This window comes from Arthrobacter sp. Br18, from assembly GCF_000520555.1.
In the GTDB taxonomy this organism is placed as follows: domain Bacteria; phylum Actinomycetota; class Actinomycetes; order Actinomycetales; family Micrococcaceae; genus Arthrobacter_D.
In genome coordinates this window covers 97,033-115,470 of record NZ_KI914868.1, presented here as the reverse complement: position 1 = coordinate 115,470, position 18,438 = coordinate 97,033, and the positions used below count along the sequence as shown (strand labels likewise).

Genomic DNA, 18,438 nt, shown 5'->3' with positions numbered 1-18,438 from the left:
CGGCGGAAGCCGATTAATCGTCGTAGCTGTACCAACCCTGCCCGGTCTTGCGGCCGTGATGGCCCGACTCGTACAGTTTCTCGAGCTCCGGGTGCGGCAGGTCCGCCGGATCCTGCGCCTCCTGGAAGTGAGCCTGCCGGATGAGGTAGACGACGTCGAGACCCACCAGATCCATGAGTTCGAACGGCCCCATCGGGTGGCCGAGCGCCGTTTTCGCCGCGGTGTCGATGTCCTCAAAGCTGGCATACCCGCCGTCGTACAGCTTGAGCGCTTCGGCGCGCAGCGCACCGAGCAGCCGATTCGCCACGAACCCTGGAATTTCACGGTTGATCACAATGGGTGCCTTGCCCAGCCGTTCCGCGAGTGCAAACGCCGTGTCGACGGTTTCCTGGGACGTGCCCTCGTGCCGCACCACCTCCACGCACTTCATCACGAGCGCCTTGCCGAAGGGCACTCCTTCCGGGATGTGACCCGGGTCCTGACGGCGACGAGAAGCGGCGCCTCCTGGGAGTCCGTGGGGCACGGCATCGCGGCCTACGAAGCCGCCGTCACCTACGCGAAGCAGGGCAAGCAGTTCGGCAAACCGATCGCGTCCTACCAGCTGGTCCAGAACAAACTTGCCAACATGCTGGCTGAGCTGACCGCCATGCAGCTCATCTGCTTCCGCCTCGCGGTGCTGGCGGATCAGGGCAGGATGACCGGGCCCATGGCCTCCCTGGCGAAAATGCACACCTATGAGAGCACCGACTCCATCCAGTCGCTGCTGATCGGCCGTGACATCACCGGCGTCTCCGCTCTCGCCTGAGCACTGAACCCCGAAAGAAGGATCACCCATGCCTGAAGCATTCCTCGTCGGCGGAGTCCGCACCCCCGTGGGTCGTTACGGCGGCGCGCTGTCCTCTGTCCGCCCGGACGACCTTGCGGGCCTGGTGGTCCGTGAGGTCGTCAGCCGCAGCGGGGTGGATCCGCACGGGATCGACGAATTGATCCTCGGGTGCGTCAACCAGTCCGGTGAGGACAACCGGAACGTGGCGCGTATGGCCACGCTGCTGGCCGGATTTCCAGTCACGGTGCCGGCCATGACAGTGAACCGCCTCTGCGCTTCAGGGCTCTCGGCGATTCTTATGGCGTCCCAGATGATCAAGGCCGGAGCGGCGGACATCATTGTGGCCGGTGGTGTGAAATCCATGTCCCGTGCACCCTGGGTGCTGGCGAAGCCGGAGAAGGCCTTCGCGCGGCCGCGCGAGATAGCCGATACCTCGCTTGGCTGGCGATTCACCAACCCGATCTTCGCTGCGCAGGAGAAGACGGTCTATTCGATGCCTGAAACCGCCGAGGAAGTGGCCACGGTGGACGGCGTCAGCCGTAAGGACGCCGATGCTTTCGCGATGGGGTCCCATGGGAAGGCGCTTGCTGCAATTGCTGCCGGCCGTTTCACCGACGAAATTCTTCCAGTTCAGACCAGTGCCGGACTCGTGGAGCACGATGAAGGGCCGAGGCGGGGGACCACTCTCGAGGCACTTGCCGGGCTGCGATCCGTCGTTCGGAAGGGCGGCGTGGTCACGGCAGGAAATTCCAGTTCGCTCAACGACGGCGCCTCGGCGATCATCGTCGCGAGCGAATGCGCCGTCGAGCGCTTCGGCCTCACCCCGAGGGCGCGTGTTGTCGACGGAGCAGCGGCCGGCGTGCCGCCGGAGGTCATGGGTATCGGCCCGGTGCCTGCCACCGAGAAGGTACTCCGGAGAAACGGCTGGTCCGTCGCAGATCTCGCCGCAATTGAGCTCAATGAGGCATTCGCCACCCAATCACTCGCCAGTATCCGGCGGCTGGGGCTCGACGAGGCGACGGTGAACAACGACGGCGGCGCAATCGCCCTCGGGCATGCACTCGGCTCCTCCGGTGCACGCATCACCATCACCCTGCTCGGCAGGATAAAATGGGAGGGTGCCGACCGCGCGCTGGCCACCATGTGCGTGGGAGTCGGCCAGGGGACGGCTATGCTGCTCGAGCGCGTCTAAACTTTCTGGAGTTGCCCGACGGGCAACACCAGTCAGCTCAGGGGGAACAGTGCAGGGTCTAAACTTCACCGCGATCGACTTCGAAACCGCGAACAGCAGCCGGGGATCAGCGTGTGCCGTCGGTCTGGCGAAAGTGCAGGGCGGGCAGGTCGTCGAAACGGCGTCCTGGCTCATTCGGCCGCCCGCGGCCGTGAGCCGCTTCGACCCGAGGAACATTGCGGTTCACGGCATCCGGGCGAGCGACGTCGCGGGCGCCGCCACCTGGAAGGCAAGCCTTCGCCGCATTGTCGACTTCGTGGGAATGGACGCCCTCGTTGCCCACAACGCGTCCTTCGACCGCTCGGTTCTTCGCAGCGCGTGCTCCGAATCAGGACTCGAGGTGCCGGAACTGACCTTCCACTGCTCGCTCGGCCTCGCCCGTCGCCTGCTCGACCTTGAAGTGAACAAGCTGCCCGCCGTAGCCAGGGCACTCGGATTGGGCGCGTTTCAACACCACGACGCCGGAAATGACTCCGAAGTCTGCGCGCAGGCGGTTCTCGCCATGGCGCGATCCCACGGACTCCACTCCCTCGATCTGCTCTGGCCTCCGGTCCGGTCATCGCCCACCGCAGGATCGCACCGCTACTCGAAGTCGCCGGCGCTCGCCGAACTTCCGCAACCGGACCGGAGGGCGGATCCTGCGGGCCCGCTGTACGGGCAGGTGGTCGTCTTCACGGGCGACCTCGCTAGGCTTTCCCGCGAGGACGCGATGCAGCATGTTGCGTCCCTCGGGGCCACCAACGCCAACAACATCACGAAGAAGACGACTCTGCTGGTCATCGGCCAGCAGGATCCGGTCCGCAGCCCGGCCGTCATCAGTGCGAACAGCGGGAAGGAACGGAAAGCCCTGCAGTACATCGCCGCGGGGCAGACCATTCGAGCTGTCAGCGAAAAGGAGCTGCTGGGTTGGCTGGGGATAGACGCTTCTCCGCGTCGGACCATGACAGCGGCACCTCGGTCGCCGGCGGTGGACCGTTCCCGCCGAGGCGTTGAAGAACGTGATCGAACTCCGGAATCCATAGGTCAGATCGAAGGAGCAGTGACCAGAATCCTCAAGTGGATAGGGAACCGGCGCGGAAAGTAGCCGTCTGCCTCATCGAGTGCACAGAAATAACCCCAAATCAGCTCTTCCCGCCGTAATTCCTGCGCACTCGATGTGGAAGGGAGTTACCTGCCTCAGCTCAAGTGACCTTCATGGCGGAAAGCCGCCTTACTGCTTGTAAGGAAAACATCTCAGAGTAAGATTTGAGGATGGTTCTCGCGAAAGTCACCAGCAAAGGTCAAGTCACTATCCCGCTCGAGGTGCGCCGGAAGCTCGCCTTGGAGACAGGCAGCCGGATCGACTTCGTGCTGACTGCAGAAGGAAAGTACGCCATCGAGCCGATCACCAGATCGGTTGGTTCGCTCGAGGGGATCTTTCATCAGGAGGGGCTGAAAGCCGTGTCGTTGGACGACATGCAGGACGCCATAACTGCGGAAGCTGGAAAAAGCACGCTGAACCCTGTGCCCGGTCCGGCATGATCGGAGTCGATACCAATGTGCTGGTGCGTTACCTCGTCCAGGACGACCCGCAACAGTCGGCCGCCGCGTCGAGCTTGATTCGCTCCTTCAACCCCGATGCTAGCGGCTTCATCAGTCTGAGCGTCCTCGTCGAGTCCTTCTGGGTCCTCAAGAATGCTTACAGGCTCAACCACCGGAAGATCGCGGGCGTTTTCGGAGACCTGGCGGCGTCTGAGGACATCGTCGTCGAAAATCCGGACCTTGTCCGAGAAGCTGCACGTCGAGCTGCTGAGGGTTACGACTTCGCGGACGTCGTGATCGCCCTCGACGGGCGGGCCCATGGCTGCGAATACACCGCTACGTTCGACAGTAAGGCTTCGCAGCTGCAGGGGATGCGGCTACTCCCCACAGACTAGTGCCTCGCGGCGCGGGCACCTTGTGTGCGCTGTTCCCAGCTCGGGCGCTCACTTTCCTCATCGAGTGCACAGAAATAACCCCAAATCAGCACTGCGCTGGTAAGTGCTGCGCACTCGATGGCCGCAAAATAGGCACTGGATCAGCTCAAAATGTCCTTCGTGCTGAACCGACCGTATGCCAGCGCACCGAACACCGCGATGTAGCCGAACTGCAGCAGCGCGTTGTCGGTGAAGGAACCCCATGCGATCGGTTGCCGCAGGAAGTCAGCGAAACCGAGCCAGTAGTTCGTGAACAGCCAGGGGTGCAACCACTCGAGCTGCGGCAGTGCGCCGAGGATCTGCGAGACCGCAGCAAGCGCCGCGGTGGCGGCCATCGCGCCGACCGGAACCGTGGTGAGCGTCGAGATGAACAGTCCGATCGCGCTGAGGCCCAGCAGGGACATCGTCACATAGGCGGCAAGGAGCAGGAGCCTGCCCACGTAGCCGCCGAGCCCGATGGTGTCGCCCGACAGCAGAGTCACCGGTCCGATGGGGAACAGTGCCGCCCCGATCAGGGCACCCGCGGTCACGATGACGAGCGTCGCCACCAGGCAGAACACCGCCGCACCCGCGTACTTCACGAGCAGCAGCCGAACGCGTCCGGCCGGCGCCACCAGCAGGTAGCGGAGGGTGCCGAGGTTCGCTTCGCCGGCGATGGTGTCCCCGGCCACCACGCCCACCGTCAGCGGCAGGAACAGCGGGATGGACACCGTGAGTGCGGTGAGCGAGACGAACAGGCCGTTCTGCGTGATGCTGTCCAGGAACGCCGGTCCGCGGCCAGGGCTCGGCCCGCCGGAGGACAGCCGCACGACCACGGCGATGAGGATGGGTATCGCCGCGAGGGCCACCAGCATCGCCCAGGTACGACGACGTCGGAACAGCACCCCGATCTCGGACGCGAGCAGCGCCCACCCGGCGAAGGGACGGACGGAACCGACGCCGTCGTCCACTGCTTGTGGTTTTGGCGCAAGGTGCGTTGACTCAGCCGGCAACGTCGAACCCCTCTCCGGTCAGAGCCACGAAGCGTTCCTCGAGCGAGGCACCGCTGATCGAGAAACCGCGGACGCGCACCTCGGCATGGACGAGCGCCGCGTTGACCGTTTCTGGCTGGAGGCCGGGACGGGTGAGGTCGGCGGTGACGACGTCGTCCTGTCCGCCGGTTTCGGGGGTGAGTCCCAATCCGGTGAGGACACGGCGGGCGGCGGCGGGGTCGGGGGTGAGGACGCGCACGCGGGCGGTGCCCTGGGCGCGCAGCGCGTCGAGCGTGCCCTGAGCCACGAGGCGTCCGGCGCTCATGACCGCGATCTCGGTGCACATCTGCTCTACCTCGGCGAGGAGGTGGCTCGAGACGAAGACGGTGGTGCCGCCGTCGGCGAGGGAGCGGATGAGGCTGCGCACCTCGCGGGTGCCCTGCGGGTCCAGGCCGTTGCTCGGCTCGTCGAGGATGAGCAGGTCGCGCGGGGTGAGGAGTGCGTTGGCGATACCGAGGCGCTGCTTCATGCCGAGTGAGTAGGCATGGGCGGGCTTGCGGGCGGCGTGGCTGAGTCCGACGCGGTCGAGGGCGGCGTCCACGCGTGAATTGCGGGTGGCAGGGGAGGTGTGGCGGTCGGCGGAGTCGAACCGCTGCAGGTTCGCGCGTCCGGACAGGAACGGGTAGATGGCCGGTCCCTCGACGAGGGCGCCGACGCGGGGAAGGACGTCGCGGGAGGACTTCGGCATGGTGCCGCCGAGCAGTTCGATCTCGCCGCTGGACGCGGCCGCGAGCCCGAGGAGCATGCGGATGGTCGTCGTCTTGCCTGAACCGTTGGGGCCGAGGAAGCCGAAGACCGAGCCGCGCGGGACTCGCAAACCGACGTCGTCGACCGCCCGCTGGCGGCCGAACGTCTTGGTGAGCCCACGGGTTTCGATCGCGAGCTCACCGGTGGGTGCGGTCACTGCTGCGCGGCTGCGATCAATTGGTCGGCACTGACGGCGCCTGCGAGGACGCGCCCGTCGTCGGTTATCAGCACGGACACCAGGGATGTCTGCAGGACGCGCCCGCCGTCCACCTGAGTCAACGCCTGCTCCAGCAGGGCTTGAGCTTCGGCGGAGTTCCCGCCGCGCGAGCTGTTCACCGAGCCGGTGTCCTCGGGTGCGCCCGTGCCAGTGCCGGCGCCGAACGCTCCGGATGCGGACCCTGCAGGCAGAACCACGATGGTGCTCCAGCCCTCGCCGAGGACGGTCGGCTTCTTGCTGGCGTCCTCCGCATACTCAGCGTCACTGTGCTGTGGCGTCGACGACATGCCGTCGTGTTCCTTCACCGGAACCTCGGTCACCGTGGCTTCGGGCGGGGGAGTGAACTCGAACAGGCTTTCCGCGGGTGCGCTGAAGTCGATGCTGGAGAAAGCGACCGAGAAGGCCGGCTCCTCCTGGCCCTCTGCTGCGATGGCGAAGCCCAGCGGCAGGCCGGTTTGGGCATCCACGGTCAGCGATACGGCCGCGACGAGGGTGTCTCCGGCTTTGGGTGTGAGGACCAGCTCGTAGGCATCGCGACCGGCAACGCGGGCGTTGTCTCCCACGGTGATTTCAGTGGAGGGGTCGAGGGTGGACAGGAATTTCGCGGCCAGATCTGCAGGGGTGGGTGCGGCGCCGGGCAGGGCGTGATCGGGGAACTCCGCGGAGTCGGGAAGGACCGCGTGGGTTGCTTCCTTCGCGCGTGAGTCGTAGAGCCACACCTCGTCGTCATTTACGATGACATCGCGCTGTGCCAACTGGTCCATCACCTGGACGCGGGCCTTGTCAGTGCCGTCGATGTGGACCTGGGCGGTGTGTGAGCCGGTGAGGAGCTCAAGGGCGGCCGACGGGCCATCGGTGGTGCCGCCGCCGGCAGGGCCCATACCTCGGAGATCGGGCAGGCCGAGCTCCGAGGACTGCTCGAGAGTGCCGGAGTAGGCGGTGTCGTAGCTGGTCGCGACCAGTTCGAGGAGCTCCTGGGCGGTCTTGTCCGGAAGCTGCGGGCTCGCGTCCGCGATGGTGGGACCGGCGACGGTCGCAGTGAGGATCACCACCGGAACAATGCCGGCGGGGAGCCATCGCAGCCAGGTTTTCTTCATGGTTTGTGCCTTCCGGACGAAGTCGTGCCGAGCGCTGAGGCCAACGCTACTCCTGCTAGCTGGGAGTATTCTCGGGGTTTCCGGCGACCGATGCAGCCAGGCGACCGCAGTAGGCAAGCTCAACCGTCAACAGGCATTTTACTTACCATCGGTTAGTAACCTTACCGATGGTAAGATCTGCCCATGCGATCAGATGCAGTATCACGGGGCGGGAAAGCACCGCACTCCAGCCTGTGGCCCGCCGTCACCTGGGAGCAGCGCACGTGGGAACCAACGGCCGATCGGGGTGAGTCCCACAGGACGAGGCTTCGGGCGAGAGGGCCCTATGACGCAGCAGTTCCACCCTTCATTGCGCACCTCGATCTACCTCCTCTGCGCCCCGGGACCGCAGTCCGCGCCGAGGACGCGATCACGGAACTTGTTCGCTTCGATGTTGAGTTCAGCGCGTTCACTGCATCGTTCGCAGCAATCCTCCTGCGAAGCGAGAGCGCATCCAGTTCGGAGATCGAACAACTCACCGCGCAACCCAAAAGCATCGCGTTGGCTGAACTCGGGGGCAAGAGCGGACCCAATGCGCGGTTGATCGTCGCCAACACCCGCGCGATGGAGGCAGCCATCGCCCTGTCCGCTGATCTTGATGAGGACGCCGTCCTTGCCATGCAGGCGGTACTCCTGGCCGACACCCATCCTGAATACACGGGCCGCTGGCGAGACCAGCCGGTGTGGATCGGGGGTGGAGCAGCAAACAGTCCCCACGCGGCGTCGTTTGTCCCTCCGCATGCAGACAGGGTGCCTGCACTGATGACCGACCTCGTCGCCTTCGCGCAGCGGACCGACCTGCCGGTGATGCCACAGCTTGCGATCGCCCACGCGCAATTCGAAACCATCCACCCTTTCCCGGATGGGAATGGACGAACGGGCCGCGCGCTCATCCACTCCATGCTGCATCGCCTGGGAATCACCCGGAACCTGACGGTACCGGTGTCGGCCGGCCTCCTGCAGAACACAGCCGGGTACTTCGAGGCCCTGACGGCCTACCGCGAGGGTTCGCCGACCCCCATCATCGATGCCTTTTCAGCTGCATTCACCTCAGCCCTTTCGAACGGACGGCAACTGGTGGCTGACCTCGAAGAGTTTCGGAGCTGGGCGGCGGCGGCGACGTCGGCCCGCAAAGGATCCGCCGGCGCGCGCATCGTCGACCTTCTCCTGCAGCATCCCGTCATCGACGCGAAGACCGTCGCCTCGCTGCTCGGTATCACCGCCCAGAATGCGCAGAACGGCCTGGACAGACTCGTTGCGGAGGGCATCCTTCTGCCGAGTGGGGAGGGGCGCCGCAACCGCACGTTCGAGAGCGAGCTCGTCCTCGCGGCCCTCGATGCCTTCGCGCAGCGCGCCCGACGACGCCGGTCAGGGTGACGACGGAATCGACGGCTCCCAGCGCTGGGCGTTCGAGAATTCCCGCTCGAAGGCCTTGCCGCCCGCTTCTGCCAGCAGCGCTGAATTCCCGACGACGACGAGCAGGCAGCGTGCGCGCGACAGCCCCACGTACAGCTGCTCCGCGGCGCGGTCCTGCTCCTTGAATCCGTCCACACAGAGGATGACCACCGACCGTTCGAGGCCCTTGAATCCCAGCACGTGGCCGTAGAACTCGGCTTCATCGGCATGGAAGTTTCGCCAGTACTCCTGCGTGGCATCGCGGTCGAAGTAGCCCTGATGCACCGGATGCCGACGCCGCGTCGTCAGCAGCGCAATCTGGTTGCCCTCCCAACCCTCCGCGATCAGGGCGTCCATGCAGTCATCGGCGACATCAAGAGCGTCCTCGGTCGCGCATTCGACGCGGCGAACCGGCGACCCGGTACCTCCGCGCGGAGTGAAGTGTTCCCCGGCGAAGACCTTGAACGTGTCGGCGATCCTGCGGGTGTTGCGGAGGTTGTCGTCGATGCAGATGGGCACGAGGTCGGCGGTGGGTCCGTGAACGAGGTCCGCAGTTGCCCCGCCCCAGCGGCGGTAGACGTCCTGACGGTCATCCATGAAGGCGTACACCTGATCCTTGTCAGGATTCTTCAGGCAGGCGAGCAGCGCGTCCCACCATAGGGGAGCGAAGTCCTGCGCCTCGTCGACGATGACGGCATCGAACTTCCGCTCGAAGGGTAGATCGGCGGCCAGCTCCTGGAGCAGCCGCGGCATCTCCTCGTCGAAGTAGGCCTGGCCACTGCCATCCGGGATCCCGAGGGAACGGACGTACTCGTGGAATTCGCCGGTGAAGGCTGGCTTGGCGTGGCGCCAGCCGGATACCTGCATCTGCAGGTGCTGGCCGAGGCCCTTGTTGTAGCAGAAGAGTCCGACCCGCAGTCCCTGCCGAGTCAGCAATCGCGCCTTCTCCACGGCCAACCAGGTCTTGCCGCTTCCCGCACCACCGGTGAACCGGATACGGGGAATCTCTCGGGTGGAGGCCAGCAACCCTTTCTGGCGTTCGGTCAGATGGTCCTGCGCGTCCTCAAGTTCCCGCAGATTCATTTTGGGACCAGTGGGTAGCTCCATCCGACCCTCGAGCCGGGCGGTGATGCGTTCGAGGTAGGACGGCGCCAGGGAGCTGGCGCCGCCACCCTCAGTTTCGATGGCTGACCGGATCTTCTCGGCCGGCGACTGCAGATCGTCCTCGTCAAGGAGCAGGGACCGCGGACAGCCGGCCATCGTCCAATCGGCTGGAACCGAGGTGTAGGGCAGGCAGACGAGATAGGCGAAACGGCTGGTCAACGGGCTGCCGAGTTGCTCGCCGATCCAGGACTTGAACGCGTGCAGGGAACCCTGCGACTGCGCTACCGGGCTTTGGATGTTATGCCGGCCGTTCCGGTCGGACTGGTACCACTGCCCGCGGTCGATGCCCACCTGCCCGCCCTTGACCTCGATGGCGGCAAGGCCGACGCCGGGCCAGAGGACCAGCAGGTCGATCTCGTGCTCGGCGCGCCCGTGTCGGACCTGCACGGAATGCGCCAGCACGACGTCGTCGGGCAGGCACGCGCGAAGCCGCTCCCAGACGGCGCGCTCTGCCGCGTGGCCGTCTCCGAAGTCCGGCTCCTCCGGGATGCAGTGCATTCTGTTCCCCTCTACGATGGCTCCGCTCGCCGTTGCGGCGAGCGTCTGTATTCCGGATGAGCTGGTGTGAGGCGTGGCAATCAGGTCCGGACCGTTCCCAGCCCGATGAACGCACCCAACTCCTCGAGGCTTGAGGGCCGCGTGGGCATGTGATTGGTCAGTTCCCGCGAGCGGATGACGACGGCGCGCCATTGACCCCTTGAGATCGCGACGTTGATGCGGTTGCGGTTCAGGAGGAAGTCCATGCCACGCGGTGCTTCTGCAACTGCTGAGCAGGCCATGGAAACGAGGACCACCGGTGCCTCCTGTCCCTGGAACTTGTCCACCGTTCCGACCCGGATGTCCGGAAGGTCCGCCTTGTCCAGTGCGGCCCGGATCTTCTGCACCTGGGCGTTGTACGCGGCAACTACCAGCAGATCTGTCTGGTTCAGGGGTCCAGTGGGTTCATTCCCGCCGGGGCGCCACATCAATCCAAGGTGCTGCCGGGCCTGATCGACCACCACCGCGGCTTCCTCCTCCGATGCGGTGGTCCGCCCGGTATGGTCGACGAGAACGATCTCGACCCCCGCCGGCAGCCCAGCCAACTGCCGTTCCGCGGCGGCCGGAGCGGAGTCGAGCTTCCCGTCGTAGCTCAACCGGGACACGACCTCACAGAGCCCGGGATGCATCCGCCAGGAGTCGGCCAGAAAATACCCACGGTCCTCAGGGAGTGTGGCATGACCGGCTGACAGCCAGCCAAGCGCGGATTCGTCTACCGGCTCCGGATGCGAGCCCTGGGTGACCTGCGGCAACTGCTGCGGGTCACCCAGCAGCAGCAGTCGTTGTGCGGCCCGGGACACTGCGAGCGTGTTGGCCAGCGAATACTGACCGGCTTCGTCGATCACCAGGAGGTCCAGGGAGCCGGGCGGTACCTGCTTGCCCGTCATCACCCAGGCGGTACCACCGACGAGACAACCGCCGTCGTCCGCGAGCAGGGTGCCGACGGCGGTGTCCGAGGTGTGTGTCCACGGGACCTCGTGGGGCGTCTGCAGCTTCTTGGCCACGCGCTTCGGATCGACCCCCGATGTGATAGCCCTCCGGAGGAGGTTCTCGACGACGGAATGGGACTGCCCGACGACGCCGACTTTCCAGCCCCGGGCGACGAGGTGGGCAATGACATGGGATCCCACGTAGGTCTTGCCTGTGCCGGGTGGCCCCTGAACGGCAAGGTACGAGTGGTTCAGATCCTCCACGGCCCGGGTGATGGCGGTGATGTAGTCGGCTTGGCCGGCGTCGTCGTGCAGAACGATGGGGAGGGCATCCAGCGTCGCCAGCCGCGGGCTGGATTTGCGCAGGATGTCGAGGCCGGGATGATTGGGCAGGGCCGGCACGCTTGCACCGACAGCGCCCGCGAGTTCAGCGAGGGAAGCCTCGATGTACTTCGTCGGAATCGGCTCGTCGTCCGTCAGAGCGACCGGAAAGTGCGGATAGGGCGGGATCTTTTTTGTGGCTTTCTCCCAGATGGTGAGGGTTGTGTCCGGGGTTTCCGGGTCATCCTCAACCTGCTCGACGACCGTACCGAAAAGGCCGCCCCTTTGCCGGGGGTTGTTGTCGGGGGTCTCGAAACCGTCGGGCAGGGGCGCATCGAACATTCGAAACCACGTGGAGCCCGGGCGGAAATCCGAGCCCTCGGTCATGGTGCCCCGCAACTGGACAGCGCGGGCCTTCAGACTCCCCGTAGGCGTGGCTGTGGCCCAGTCCCTCACCACCGAGGCGGATTCCACCACGAAGACGTTGCGCTTGTCGGACCAGCTGTCCGTGTCTGTTCCGAGTCTGTCGAAGTGCTCCCACCAGAACTTCTTGCGCTCACGGCGGTGATAGCCGGTTGCGGCGGCCACCATGGCAGTGGCTTGTTCTTCCGGTGTTAGCGCACGATCCACGGGGAGTTGGGCCAGGAACTCCTGGAGACGGAGCTCCTCTGGTGTTGGTTCGTCCGCGGCCTTCGCCTCCCGGGGGAGGGCTTGTTCCTGCTTATCGCCTGGCTTCGGGACGGCATTGTCCGCTCCCGCGAGGTTGTGGCCGCACAACTGCAGGAGCCAGTCGCGCAGGCGCAGCGTAGAGAGACAGTCGTATTCGTTGTAGTCGGAGATGGAGGCGAGGACCGAATCGGCGGTTACTGTGTCGCCGTCGTCCCGCGCCGCACAGTACTTGGCGTAGGCAACCACGGAGGCGCCGGCGTCGACGACGTCCCCGCTGCGGAGGTTGTCTCCCATATAGAGGGGCTCCAGTTCCTTGATGGAATAGGAGGCCGCCGAAATCCGGAGCGAGTGCCGCACTGTGGCATACAGGTCCACCAGGAGGCCGCTCCGTAGCCAGTCGTCGACGATGTCCTCGCCGGCAGCGTGGCGAAGCGAGAGGTTGCGGAGCGCAGTCTTCTCGTACGGCGCGTAGTGATAGATATGCATATCGGAGTGGTCTGCCCGGCGTTTCTCCACGTACTCCAGGAACTCGAGGAAGGCGCGCCGTTCAGCGCTGCGGGAATGAGCCCAGAACGGCCGGAAAACGGGAGTGCTCGATTGCTCCGGTGCTTCGATCACCCCGAAGAGGTACTCGAGTCCCCACGTGCCGGTGGAGGGTTCCTGCCAGAGCGGGTCTCCCTCGAAGTCGAAGAAGATGTCTCCGGCGCTAAATTTGGGGATTGCCGCCAACGTGTGATCGTCGAGCACCCGGTAGCTGAGGGTGTGCTCGACGCCATTCTTCGGGAAAGTGCGGGAGCCGTCGATCTCCGCGTGGCCTGTCTGCATCCGTGCCTGGTCCCGCAAGCGCACGAGCGCGCCTTTTGTCTTGTCATCCGGCAGCTGAGCGAGCGCATCAATCGTGGTGGTGCCGTCCTTGATCAGCTTCTTCCGTTGTAACCCCGTCATGCCGGACACCATGAGCAGGTCGCCATGGGCGGTTACCTGCTCGGCGCAGTAGTTGCAGCGGCCGCAGTGAATGACGCCGACCTGTTGCCATTCCACGGACGAGCCACGTGCCCGATGTCCTGCCGTCAGGGTGCGGAATCGATCCCGCCGTTCGCGGTAGACGGGAAGCAGGTCGGTGAGCGAGTGGACGCTGCGGTCAAGGTTGCCGAGGACGAGGGTCACGCCCGGTGCGGGATCGAATCCGAGTCGAATCAACTGGTCACCGTAGGCCGCCAGTTGGAGGAGTGCACCCACTTTGGCATGCCGGGCCAGCTTCGTATCCCAGACGGCGTACCGTCCAGCGGCTTCCTTTCCGGGGGCTTGCTTGACGATGAAGTCCGCAAAGCCCAGAAACTCCCCATCGAAGAACGTGGCCTGGAAGACGACGTCGGCGCCCGCGGAGAGCGCTACAGCGGTCTCCTGGTGTTTGCTGGCCAACCCGGCGCGGTCCGGCGCACCTCGCTCAACCTCATAGACGCCGGCGCCCCGGTCCGCGTCCCACGGCCCGTACTGGTCAACGAGGTCTGCGAGGACCCTCTCTTCGTGAATATCACCCAGTTTGCCGGCGCGCATCTGCATCTCGTCGTCGTCGAACTCGGCCTTGGGGGTGTGACCCAGCTTCTCATCGAGGATCCGCAGAGTGCGGTATTCGCACTCGCTGGCACCCACCAGATCAGTGGCGGAAAAAATCAGGTCCTTCTCCACACCGGACGTCAGCGGGTCGAGTAAGAACATGATGCCCCCAGTGGCAATGCCCGCGGGACGGTTCCCGGGCGCTGGTTCGAATGTAGCAAGGAGGTCGTACATATTCGGCAGGGCTCGCCTGAGCAGGATGAGGCAGTCATCAACCAGACGCCAGCACACTGGGATGCCCTGAGTGGTTGGCGCGTTATCCGCCTCCCACTGGGGCCATCCGGCCCTTCGCGTACTACGCTTACCCGACGGCGTGACGCAAGTTATAGCTGGGGCTGAAGGGGAAAGTGATGGAGCTTACCAATCGGGAGGTCATAGGACGCGCACTGGATATTCTGTCCAGCGGGCTCGAGCCTTTCATCCGCACGGCCATGGCCCAGGCCGCTCCCGGCGTCGAGTGGACCCGCGTCCTGGAGCACAAGGATGACCTTGAGCACCGCGAATCGAAGCTGTACAGAGCGACCGATCCGCAGGTTCAGCTGCGTATGCTCACGGAACGCCTCGGCACCCTCGGCTTTCCCTTCAACCTGACACCGGAGGCCCGCGCCTACGCCGGCGAGATGCGCCAGGTCCGCAACCTCTGGGCCCACAACGAGCCGTTCACCGACGACGACGTCCAGCGCTACCTCGACACCACGGCTCGGCTGCTCCACTCGATCGGGGTCGACCCGAGCGCCGAGCAGATCCGGTCGGTGCTGCAGGAATACCGAATTACCCAGCCGATCTGCCACTCCTCGGCTCCGAATGTGGAGGAGGCCGAAGAATCCCCCGCCCCGGAACTGGCGGCGGCCGAATCGGATGAACAGCCCCAGCCACTGCCCCACGCCGACGTCAGCATGTCCTTCGAAGCCTCCGCCGACCTCAGCTACGTCATGGCCTACAACGGACGTCGCATCGTCAGCAGACTCACCGTCACCAACGGCGGTGCCGAGATCCGCGGCGCGGTGCTGAAGCTCAGCATCACAGGAAATTCCGGGACGGTCTCCCGCCCCTTGGAACACTATTTGGACCTGCCCGCGGGCGAAGCCGTGACCATCGCCGAGCCTGATCTGTTGGCCGACCCCGCCCCCATGCTGCAACTGCAGGACCGCCAGCACGGCACCGTGCACGCCAGGCTCGAGGCCGACGGCGAACTCATCGCCGAGCAGTCCAACGACATCGAACTGTTCGCTGCACACCACTGGGTCTACCGTCCAGGCCTGCTGTCCCTCGAATCCCTCGCGGCGTTCGTCCAGCCCAACCATCCGGCCATCGCCACGCTCTGCTCCGAGGCCTCGGATCTGCTGAAGGCCACCACCGGCAGCGGATCCCTGCAGGGCTACCAGGCCGGACCGGAGCGGGTCGATGCCGTTGCGGAAGCCCTGGTGACGGCGATGAAGAACCCGGCGGCCGAATCGGATGAACAGCCCCAGCCACTGCCCCACGCCGACGTCAGCATGTCCTTCGAAGCCTCCGCCGACCTCAGCTACGTCATGGCCTACAACGGACGTCGCATCGTCAGCAGACTCACCGTCACCAACGGCGGTGCCGAGATCCGCGGCGCGGTGCTGAAGCTCAGCATCACAGGAAATTCCGGGACGGTCTCCCGCCCCTTGGAACACTATTTGGACCTGCCCGCGGGCGAAGCCGTGACCATCGCCGAGCCTGATCTGTTGGCCGACCCCGCCCCCATGCTGCAACTGCAGGACCGCCAGCACGGCACCGTGCACGCCAGGCTCGAGGCCGACGGCGAACTCATCGCCGAGCAGTCCAACGACATCGAACTGTTCGCTGCACACCACTGGGTCTACCGTCCAGGCCTGCTGTCCCTCGAATCCCTCGCGGCGTTCGTCCAGCCCAACCATCCGGCCATCGCCACGCTCTGCTCCGAGGCCTCGGATCTGCTGAAGGCCACCACCGGCAGCGGATCCCTGCAGGGCTACCAGGCCGGACCGGAGCGGGTCGATGCCGTTGCGGAAGCCCTGGTGACGGCGATGAAGAACCGCAGTATCCGGTACAGCGAGCCGCCCGCGTCCTGGGGGCAGCAGGCGCAGCGGATCCGCACCGCGGAGGAGGTCCTGGGAGGGCGCTTCGGCACCTGCCTGGACACCGTCGTCGTCCTGGCCGCCGCGCTCGAATTCGCCGGATTGCAGGCGAACCTGTGGCTGGTGCACGGGCACATCTTCCTCGGCTACTGGAGGGACGAGGCGAACTTCAAGACGCCGGCGCTCGAAGAACCGGCACTGCTGGTCAATGCCATCGATCTCGAACGGATCCGCCTGGTCGAAACCACACTGATCACAAATTCCGCCGACACCACCATGCAGGAGCTGCACGACCGCCCGTACGCCCGGTGGCTCACCGGCGAGCTGGACGAGGTCCTCGGAGTGGTGGACATTTACGGTGCCCGGCACACCGGAGTCCTGCCGATTCCGGCACGGGTCACCGACGCCAACGGCCAGGTCTCCGTGATCGAATACACCCCGGCGCGCCAGGAAGCACCCGCCACTGCGCCCATGGGCACGCCGACTCGGAGCCCGCGGCCGCAACGGCCGGACATGCCCCCGCGCGTCAGCCAGTGGAAGAATGCCCTGCTTGATCTGAGCCTGCGCAACCGGCTCATCAACTTCACCAAGACCGCCCGGTTCCCGCTTGCCGTCCCCGATGCCCGGGTGGGCCAGTTCGAGGATCTGATCAACAGCGGCGCCACCATCACCCTCCTGCCGTCGGACGATGTCTCCGCCATGCAGGCGGACCGGGGCATCCGCTTCGGCCGGGACCTCCCGCAGGATCAGTTGGCGGACATCCTGGTCAGCCGGAAGGCCGTCTTCGCGGATGTCACGGCGGACGCCTACCAGACCCGGATGCGCAACCTTGCCTACAAGGCGAGGACCCTCGTGGAGGAGACGGGAGCCAACAACCTGTACCTGGCGCTCGGTTCCCTGGTCTGGAGTCTCGACGGCAAGGAGCTGCGCTCACCGCTCGTCCTCGTGCCCGCACGGCTGCGCCCCACCACCAAGCAGGGTGCCTACCAGATCAGTCTCGACGACGCCGGCACCTCCACCCCGAACTATTGCCTCCTCGAGAAACTCCGGCTGACCCTCGGCCTGGAAATCCCGGGGCTGGCCGAACCGCTCGAGGACGATTCAGGCATCGACCTCCACGCTGCGTTCGACGCCGTCCGGAGGGCCATCGCCGAGAAGAACCTGCCCTTCCGCGTGGAGCCCACTGTCGACCTGTCCATCCTGCAGTTCGCCAAGTTCCGGCTCTGGAAGGACCTCGACGAGCACTGGGAACTGCTGTCCACGAACCCCCTGGTGAATCACCTCGTCCACACCCCCACGGAGACCTTCGTGGATCCCGTGCCTGCTGTTCCCGACGTCGACCTCGACCAGCTTGCCGCGAGCACCCCTATCCCGGCGGATTCCTCCCAGCTGCAGGCCATTGCCGAAGCGGTCGCGGAGCGGACGTTCGTCCTGGAAGGCCCGCCCGGCACCGGAAAGTCCCAGACCATCACGAACCTCCTGACCCGGGCGATCGCCGAGGGAAAGCGGGTTCTCTTCGTCGCCGAGAAGCGCGCCGCACTGGACGTGGTGCAGAAGCGCCTGGACGAGGTTGGAATGGGCGTGTTCTCCCTCGACCTGCACGACAAGGCCAGCAAGCCCTCGGCCGTGCGGCAACAGATCCGCTTGGCACTGGACCATGTCGTGGACCCGGACCGGCAGGGGCTCGACGCCGCCCTCGGGGAGCTGCACAACGCCCGCCGCGGGCTCGTGCGCTACGCCGCCCGGCTGCACGAGGACAACGGCGCCGAACTGTCCCTCTACACGGCGCGGACCCAGGAACTTGCCGTGGGGGACGAGGTTCCGCCGCTTCCCATCCCGGAAGCTTTCGCCGAGGGGGTCTCGCTGCCCCTCCTGCAGCAGCTGCGCAGTATTCTCGCTGAACTACCGGAGGTGGCCGAACCTGCTGCCGCGAATGAGCGGCACCCGTGGGGTTTCATCGACGACCCGTTGGATGCGAAAGAAGCAGCGGCCGTGGGCGACGCGGCGAAGCGGCTGCAGGCGGCGCTGGAGCAGCTGCCGGTGTCGGAGGAGTTGTTCAAAGTCCTGCTGTCGGCGCGGACTCCGGCGGAGCTGGCCACGCTGGCGGCTCTCCTCCGTGTAGCCGACGTCGACATGGACGTCCTCGACGAAGCCAACACGGCGCGCTGGGCGGAGGCGACCCGCACGCTAGGCGCCCAGCTGGCGGCTTTCCTCGCAGCGTCCCATCCCGGACTGGACAGGGTGGTGCCCGAGGCGCTGGATCTGCCGATCGCCGACCTTCATGCACAGGCGGTGACAGCCGCCGAGTCGGGGTTCTTCGGCCGGAAGAAGCGGCTCCTCGCCGTCGGGGAGCAGTTCGCCGCGGTGACCCGGCCCGGCGTCGAGATCAAAGCGAAGGACGTCCCGGAACTGACCGGGGCGCTGCTGGCCGTCCAGGGAGCCGTGCGCGGGCTTGCGGGCGGAGCCGCGGACATTCCGGGCATCGTATTGCCCGCTTCCTGGAATCCGTTCACTCCGGCGGGACAGCAACTTCTGCGGAACAACGTGCAGTGGCTGGAGTGGGCGGCCGCCCTCGTGAA

General features: G+C 65.8%; 13 protein-coding genes. 7 read left to right on the top strand and 6 right to left on the bottom strand.

All coding sequences use genetic code 11. The features are described from left to right. Nucleotides 1-13: 13 nt before the first annotated feature. Complete coding sequence (locus Y704_RS25275; protein WP_081747573.1) at nucleotides 14-430, bottom strand: 3-hydroxyacyl-CoA dehydrogenase family protein; 417 nt, start codon at nucleotides 428-430, stop codon at nucleotides 14-16. Between the two features lie 36 nt (nucleotides 431-466). Here Y704_RS25275 and Y704_RS25270 point away from each other — a divergent pair, with 36 nt between their 5' ends. The 5 genes from Y704_RS25270 to Y704_RS0111105 all read left to right on the top strand — a co-directional run bounded on the left by Y704_RS25270 (nucleotide 467) and on the right by Y704_RS0111105 (nucleotide 3,973). Then, a complete protein-coding gene (locus Y704_RS25270) occupies nucleotides 467-805 on the top strand; it encodes an acyl-CoA dehydrogenase family protein (RefSeq protein WP_051476950.1) in 339 nt (112 codons plus the stop codon). 28 nt (nucleotides 806-833) lie between these two features. Then, nucleotides 834-2,018, top strand: coding sequence for a thiolase family protein (locus Y704_RS0111120; RefSeq protein ID WP_026550176.1), 1,185 nt, complete (start codon nucleotides 834-836; stop codon nucleotides 2,016-2,018). Nucleotides 2,019-2,067: 49 nt separating this feature from the next. Beyond that, nucleotides 2,068-3,141, top strand: coding sequence for an exonuclease domain-containing protein (locus Y704_RS20645; protein WP_051476949.1), 1,074 nt, complete (start codon nucleotides 2,068-2,070; stop codon nucleotides 3,139-3,141). A 167-nt stretch (nucleotides 3,142-3,308) separates the two neighbouring features. Then, nucleotides 3,309-3,578, top strand: a complete 270-nt coding sequence (locus Y704_RS0111110; protein WP_026550175.1) for an AbrB/MazE/SpoVT family DNA-binding domain-containing protein — start codon at nucleotides 3,309-3,311, stop codon at nucleotides 3,576-3,578. Next, the gene (locus Y704_RS0111105) at nucleotides 3,575-3,973 is read left to right on the top strand and encodes a PIN domain-containing protein (RefSeq protein ID WP_026550174.1); all 399 of its coding nucleotides are present in this window, start codon (nucleotides 3,575-3,577) and stop codon (nucleotides 3,971-3,973) included. Before Y704_RS0111110 ends, Y704_RS0111105 begins: the two co-directional genes overlap by 4 nt. Nucleotides 3,974-4,113: 140 nt before the next feature. On the opposite strand, the gene Y704_RS0111100 is transcribed toward Y704_RS0111105, so the two are convergent. The 3 genes from Y704_RS0111100 to Y704_RS0111090 are packed head-to-tail and all read right to left on the bottom strand — an operon-like array spanning nucleotide 4,114 to nucleotide 7,104. Then, nucleotides 4,114-4,962: an ABC transporter permease gene (locus Y704_RS0111100; protein WP_026550173.1), complete on the bottom strand. Its 849-nt coding sequence runs from the start codon at nucleotides 4,960-4,962 to the stop codon at nucleotides 4,114-4,116. Between the two features lie 31 nt (nucleotides 4,963-4,993). Continuing rightward, nucleotides 4,994-5,947 carry an ABC transporter ATP-binding protein gene (locus Y704_RS0111095; RefSeq protein ID WP_026550172.1) on the bottom strand — a complete coding sequence of 318 codons (954 nt, stop codon included), beginning with the start codon at nucleotides 5,945-5,947 and terminating at the stop codon, nucleotides 4,994-4,996. After that, nucleotides 5,944-7,104, bottom strand: coding sequence for a LolA family protein (locus tag Y704_RS0111090; protein WP_026550171.1), 1,161 nt, complete (start codon nucleotides 7,102-7,104; stop codon nucleotides 5,944-5,946). Before Y704_RS0111090 ends, Y704_RS0111095 begins: the two co-directional genes overlap by 4 nt. Nucleotides 7,105-7,287: 183 nt before the next feature. Between Y704_RS0111090 and Y704_RS0111085 the strand changes: the two genes are divergently transcribed. After that, nucleotides 7,288-8,520, top strand: coding sequence for a Fic family protein (locus Y704_RS0111085; RefSeq protein WP_051476948.1), 1,233 nt, complete (start codon nucleotides 7,288-7,290; stop codon nucleotides 8,518-8,520). Here Y704_RS0111085 and Y704_RS0111080 read toward each other — a convergent pair. Both Y704_RS0111080 and Y704_RS0111075 read right to left on the bottom strand, forming a co-directional pair. Further along, the gene (locus Y704_RS0111080; protein WP_026550169.1) at nucleotides 8,512-10,200 is read right to left on the bottom strand and encodes a nuclease-related domain-containing DEAD/DEAH box helicase; all 1,689 of its coding nucleotides are present in this window, start codon (nucleotides 10,198-10,200) and stop codon (nucleotides 8,512-8,514) included. The genes Y704_RS0111085 and Y704_RS0111080 overlap by 9 nt on opposite strands. A gap of 80 nt (nucleotides 10,201-10,280) precedes the next feature. Beyond that, entirely contained in the window at nucleotides 10,281-13,877 is a 3,597-nt protein-coding gene (locus Y704_RS0111075; protein ID WP_026550168.1) for a TM0106 family RecB-like putative nuclease, read from the bottom strand. Between the two features lie 248 nt (nucleotides 13,878-14,125). On the opposite strand from Y704_RS0111075, the gene Y704_RS20640 reads away from it, so the two are divergent. Next, the coding region (locus tag Y704_RS20640) for a DUF4011 domain-containing protein (RefSeq protein ID WP_155850341.1) at nucleotides 14,126-18,438 on the top strand (4,313 nt) is incomplete at its 3' end.

Excerpts from the sequence above, each read along its gene's own strand:
- Y704_RS25275 (WP_081747573.1), bottom strand. The coding sequence starts at position 430 with ATGAAGTGCGTGGAGGTGGTGCGGCACGAGGGCACGTCCCAGGAAACC.
- Y704_RS0111120 (WP_026550176.1), top strand. The coding sequence starts at position 834 with ATGCCTGAAGCATTCCTCGTCGGCGGAGTCCGCACCCCCGTGGGTCGT.
- Y704_RS0111110 (WP_026550175.1), top strand. The coding sequence starts at position 3,309 with ATGGTTCTCGCGAAAGTCACCAGCAAAGGTCAAGTCACTATCCCGCTC.
- Y704_RS0111105 (WP_026550174.1), top strand. The coding sequence starts at position 3,575 with ATGATCGGAGTCGATACCAATGTGCTGGTGCGTTACCTCGTCCAGGAC.
- Y704_RS0111090 (WP_026550171.1), bottom strand. The coding sequence starts at position 7,104 with ATGAAGAAAACCTGGCTGCGATGGCTCCCCGCCGGCATTGTTCCGGTG.
- Y704_RS0111085 (WP_051476948.1), top strand. The coding sequence starts at position 7,288 with ATGCGATCAGATGCAGTATCACGGGGCGGGAAAGCACCGCACTCCAGC.
- Y704_RS0111080 (WP_026550169.1), bottom strand. The coding sequence starts at position 10,200 with ATGCACTGCATCCCGGAGGAGCCGGACTTCGGAGACGGCCACGCGGCA.
- Y704_RS0111075 (WP_026550168.1), bottom strand. The coding sequence starts at position 13,877 with ATGTTCTTACTCGACCCGCTGACGTCCGGTGTGGAGAAGGACCTGATT.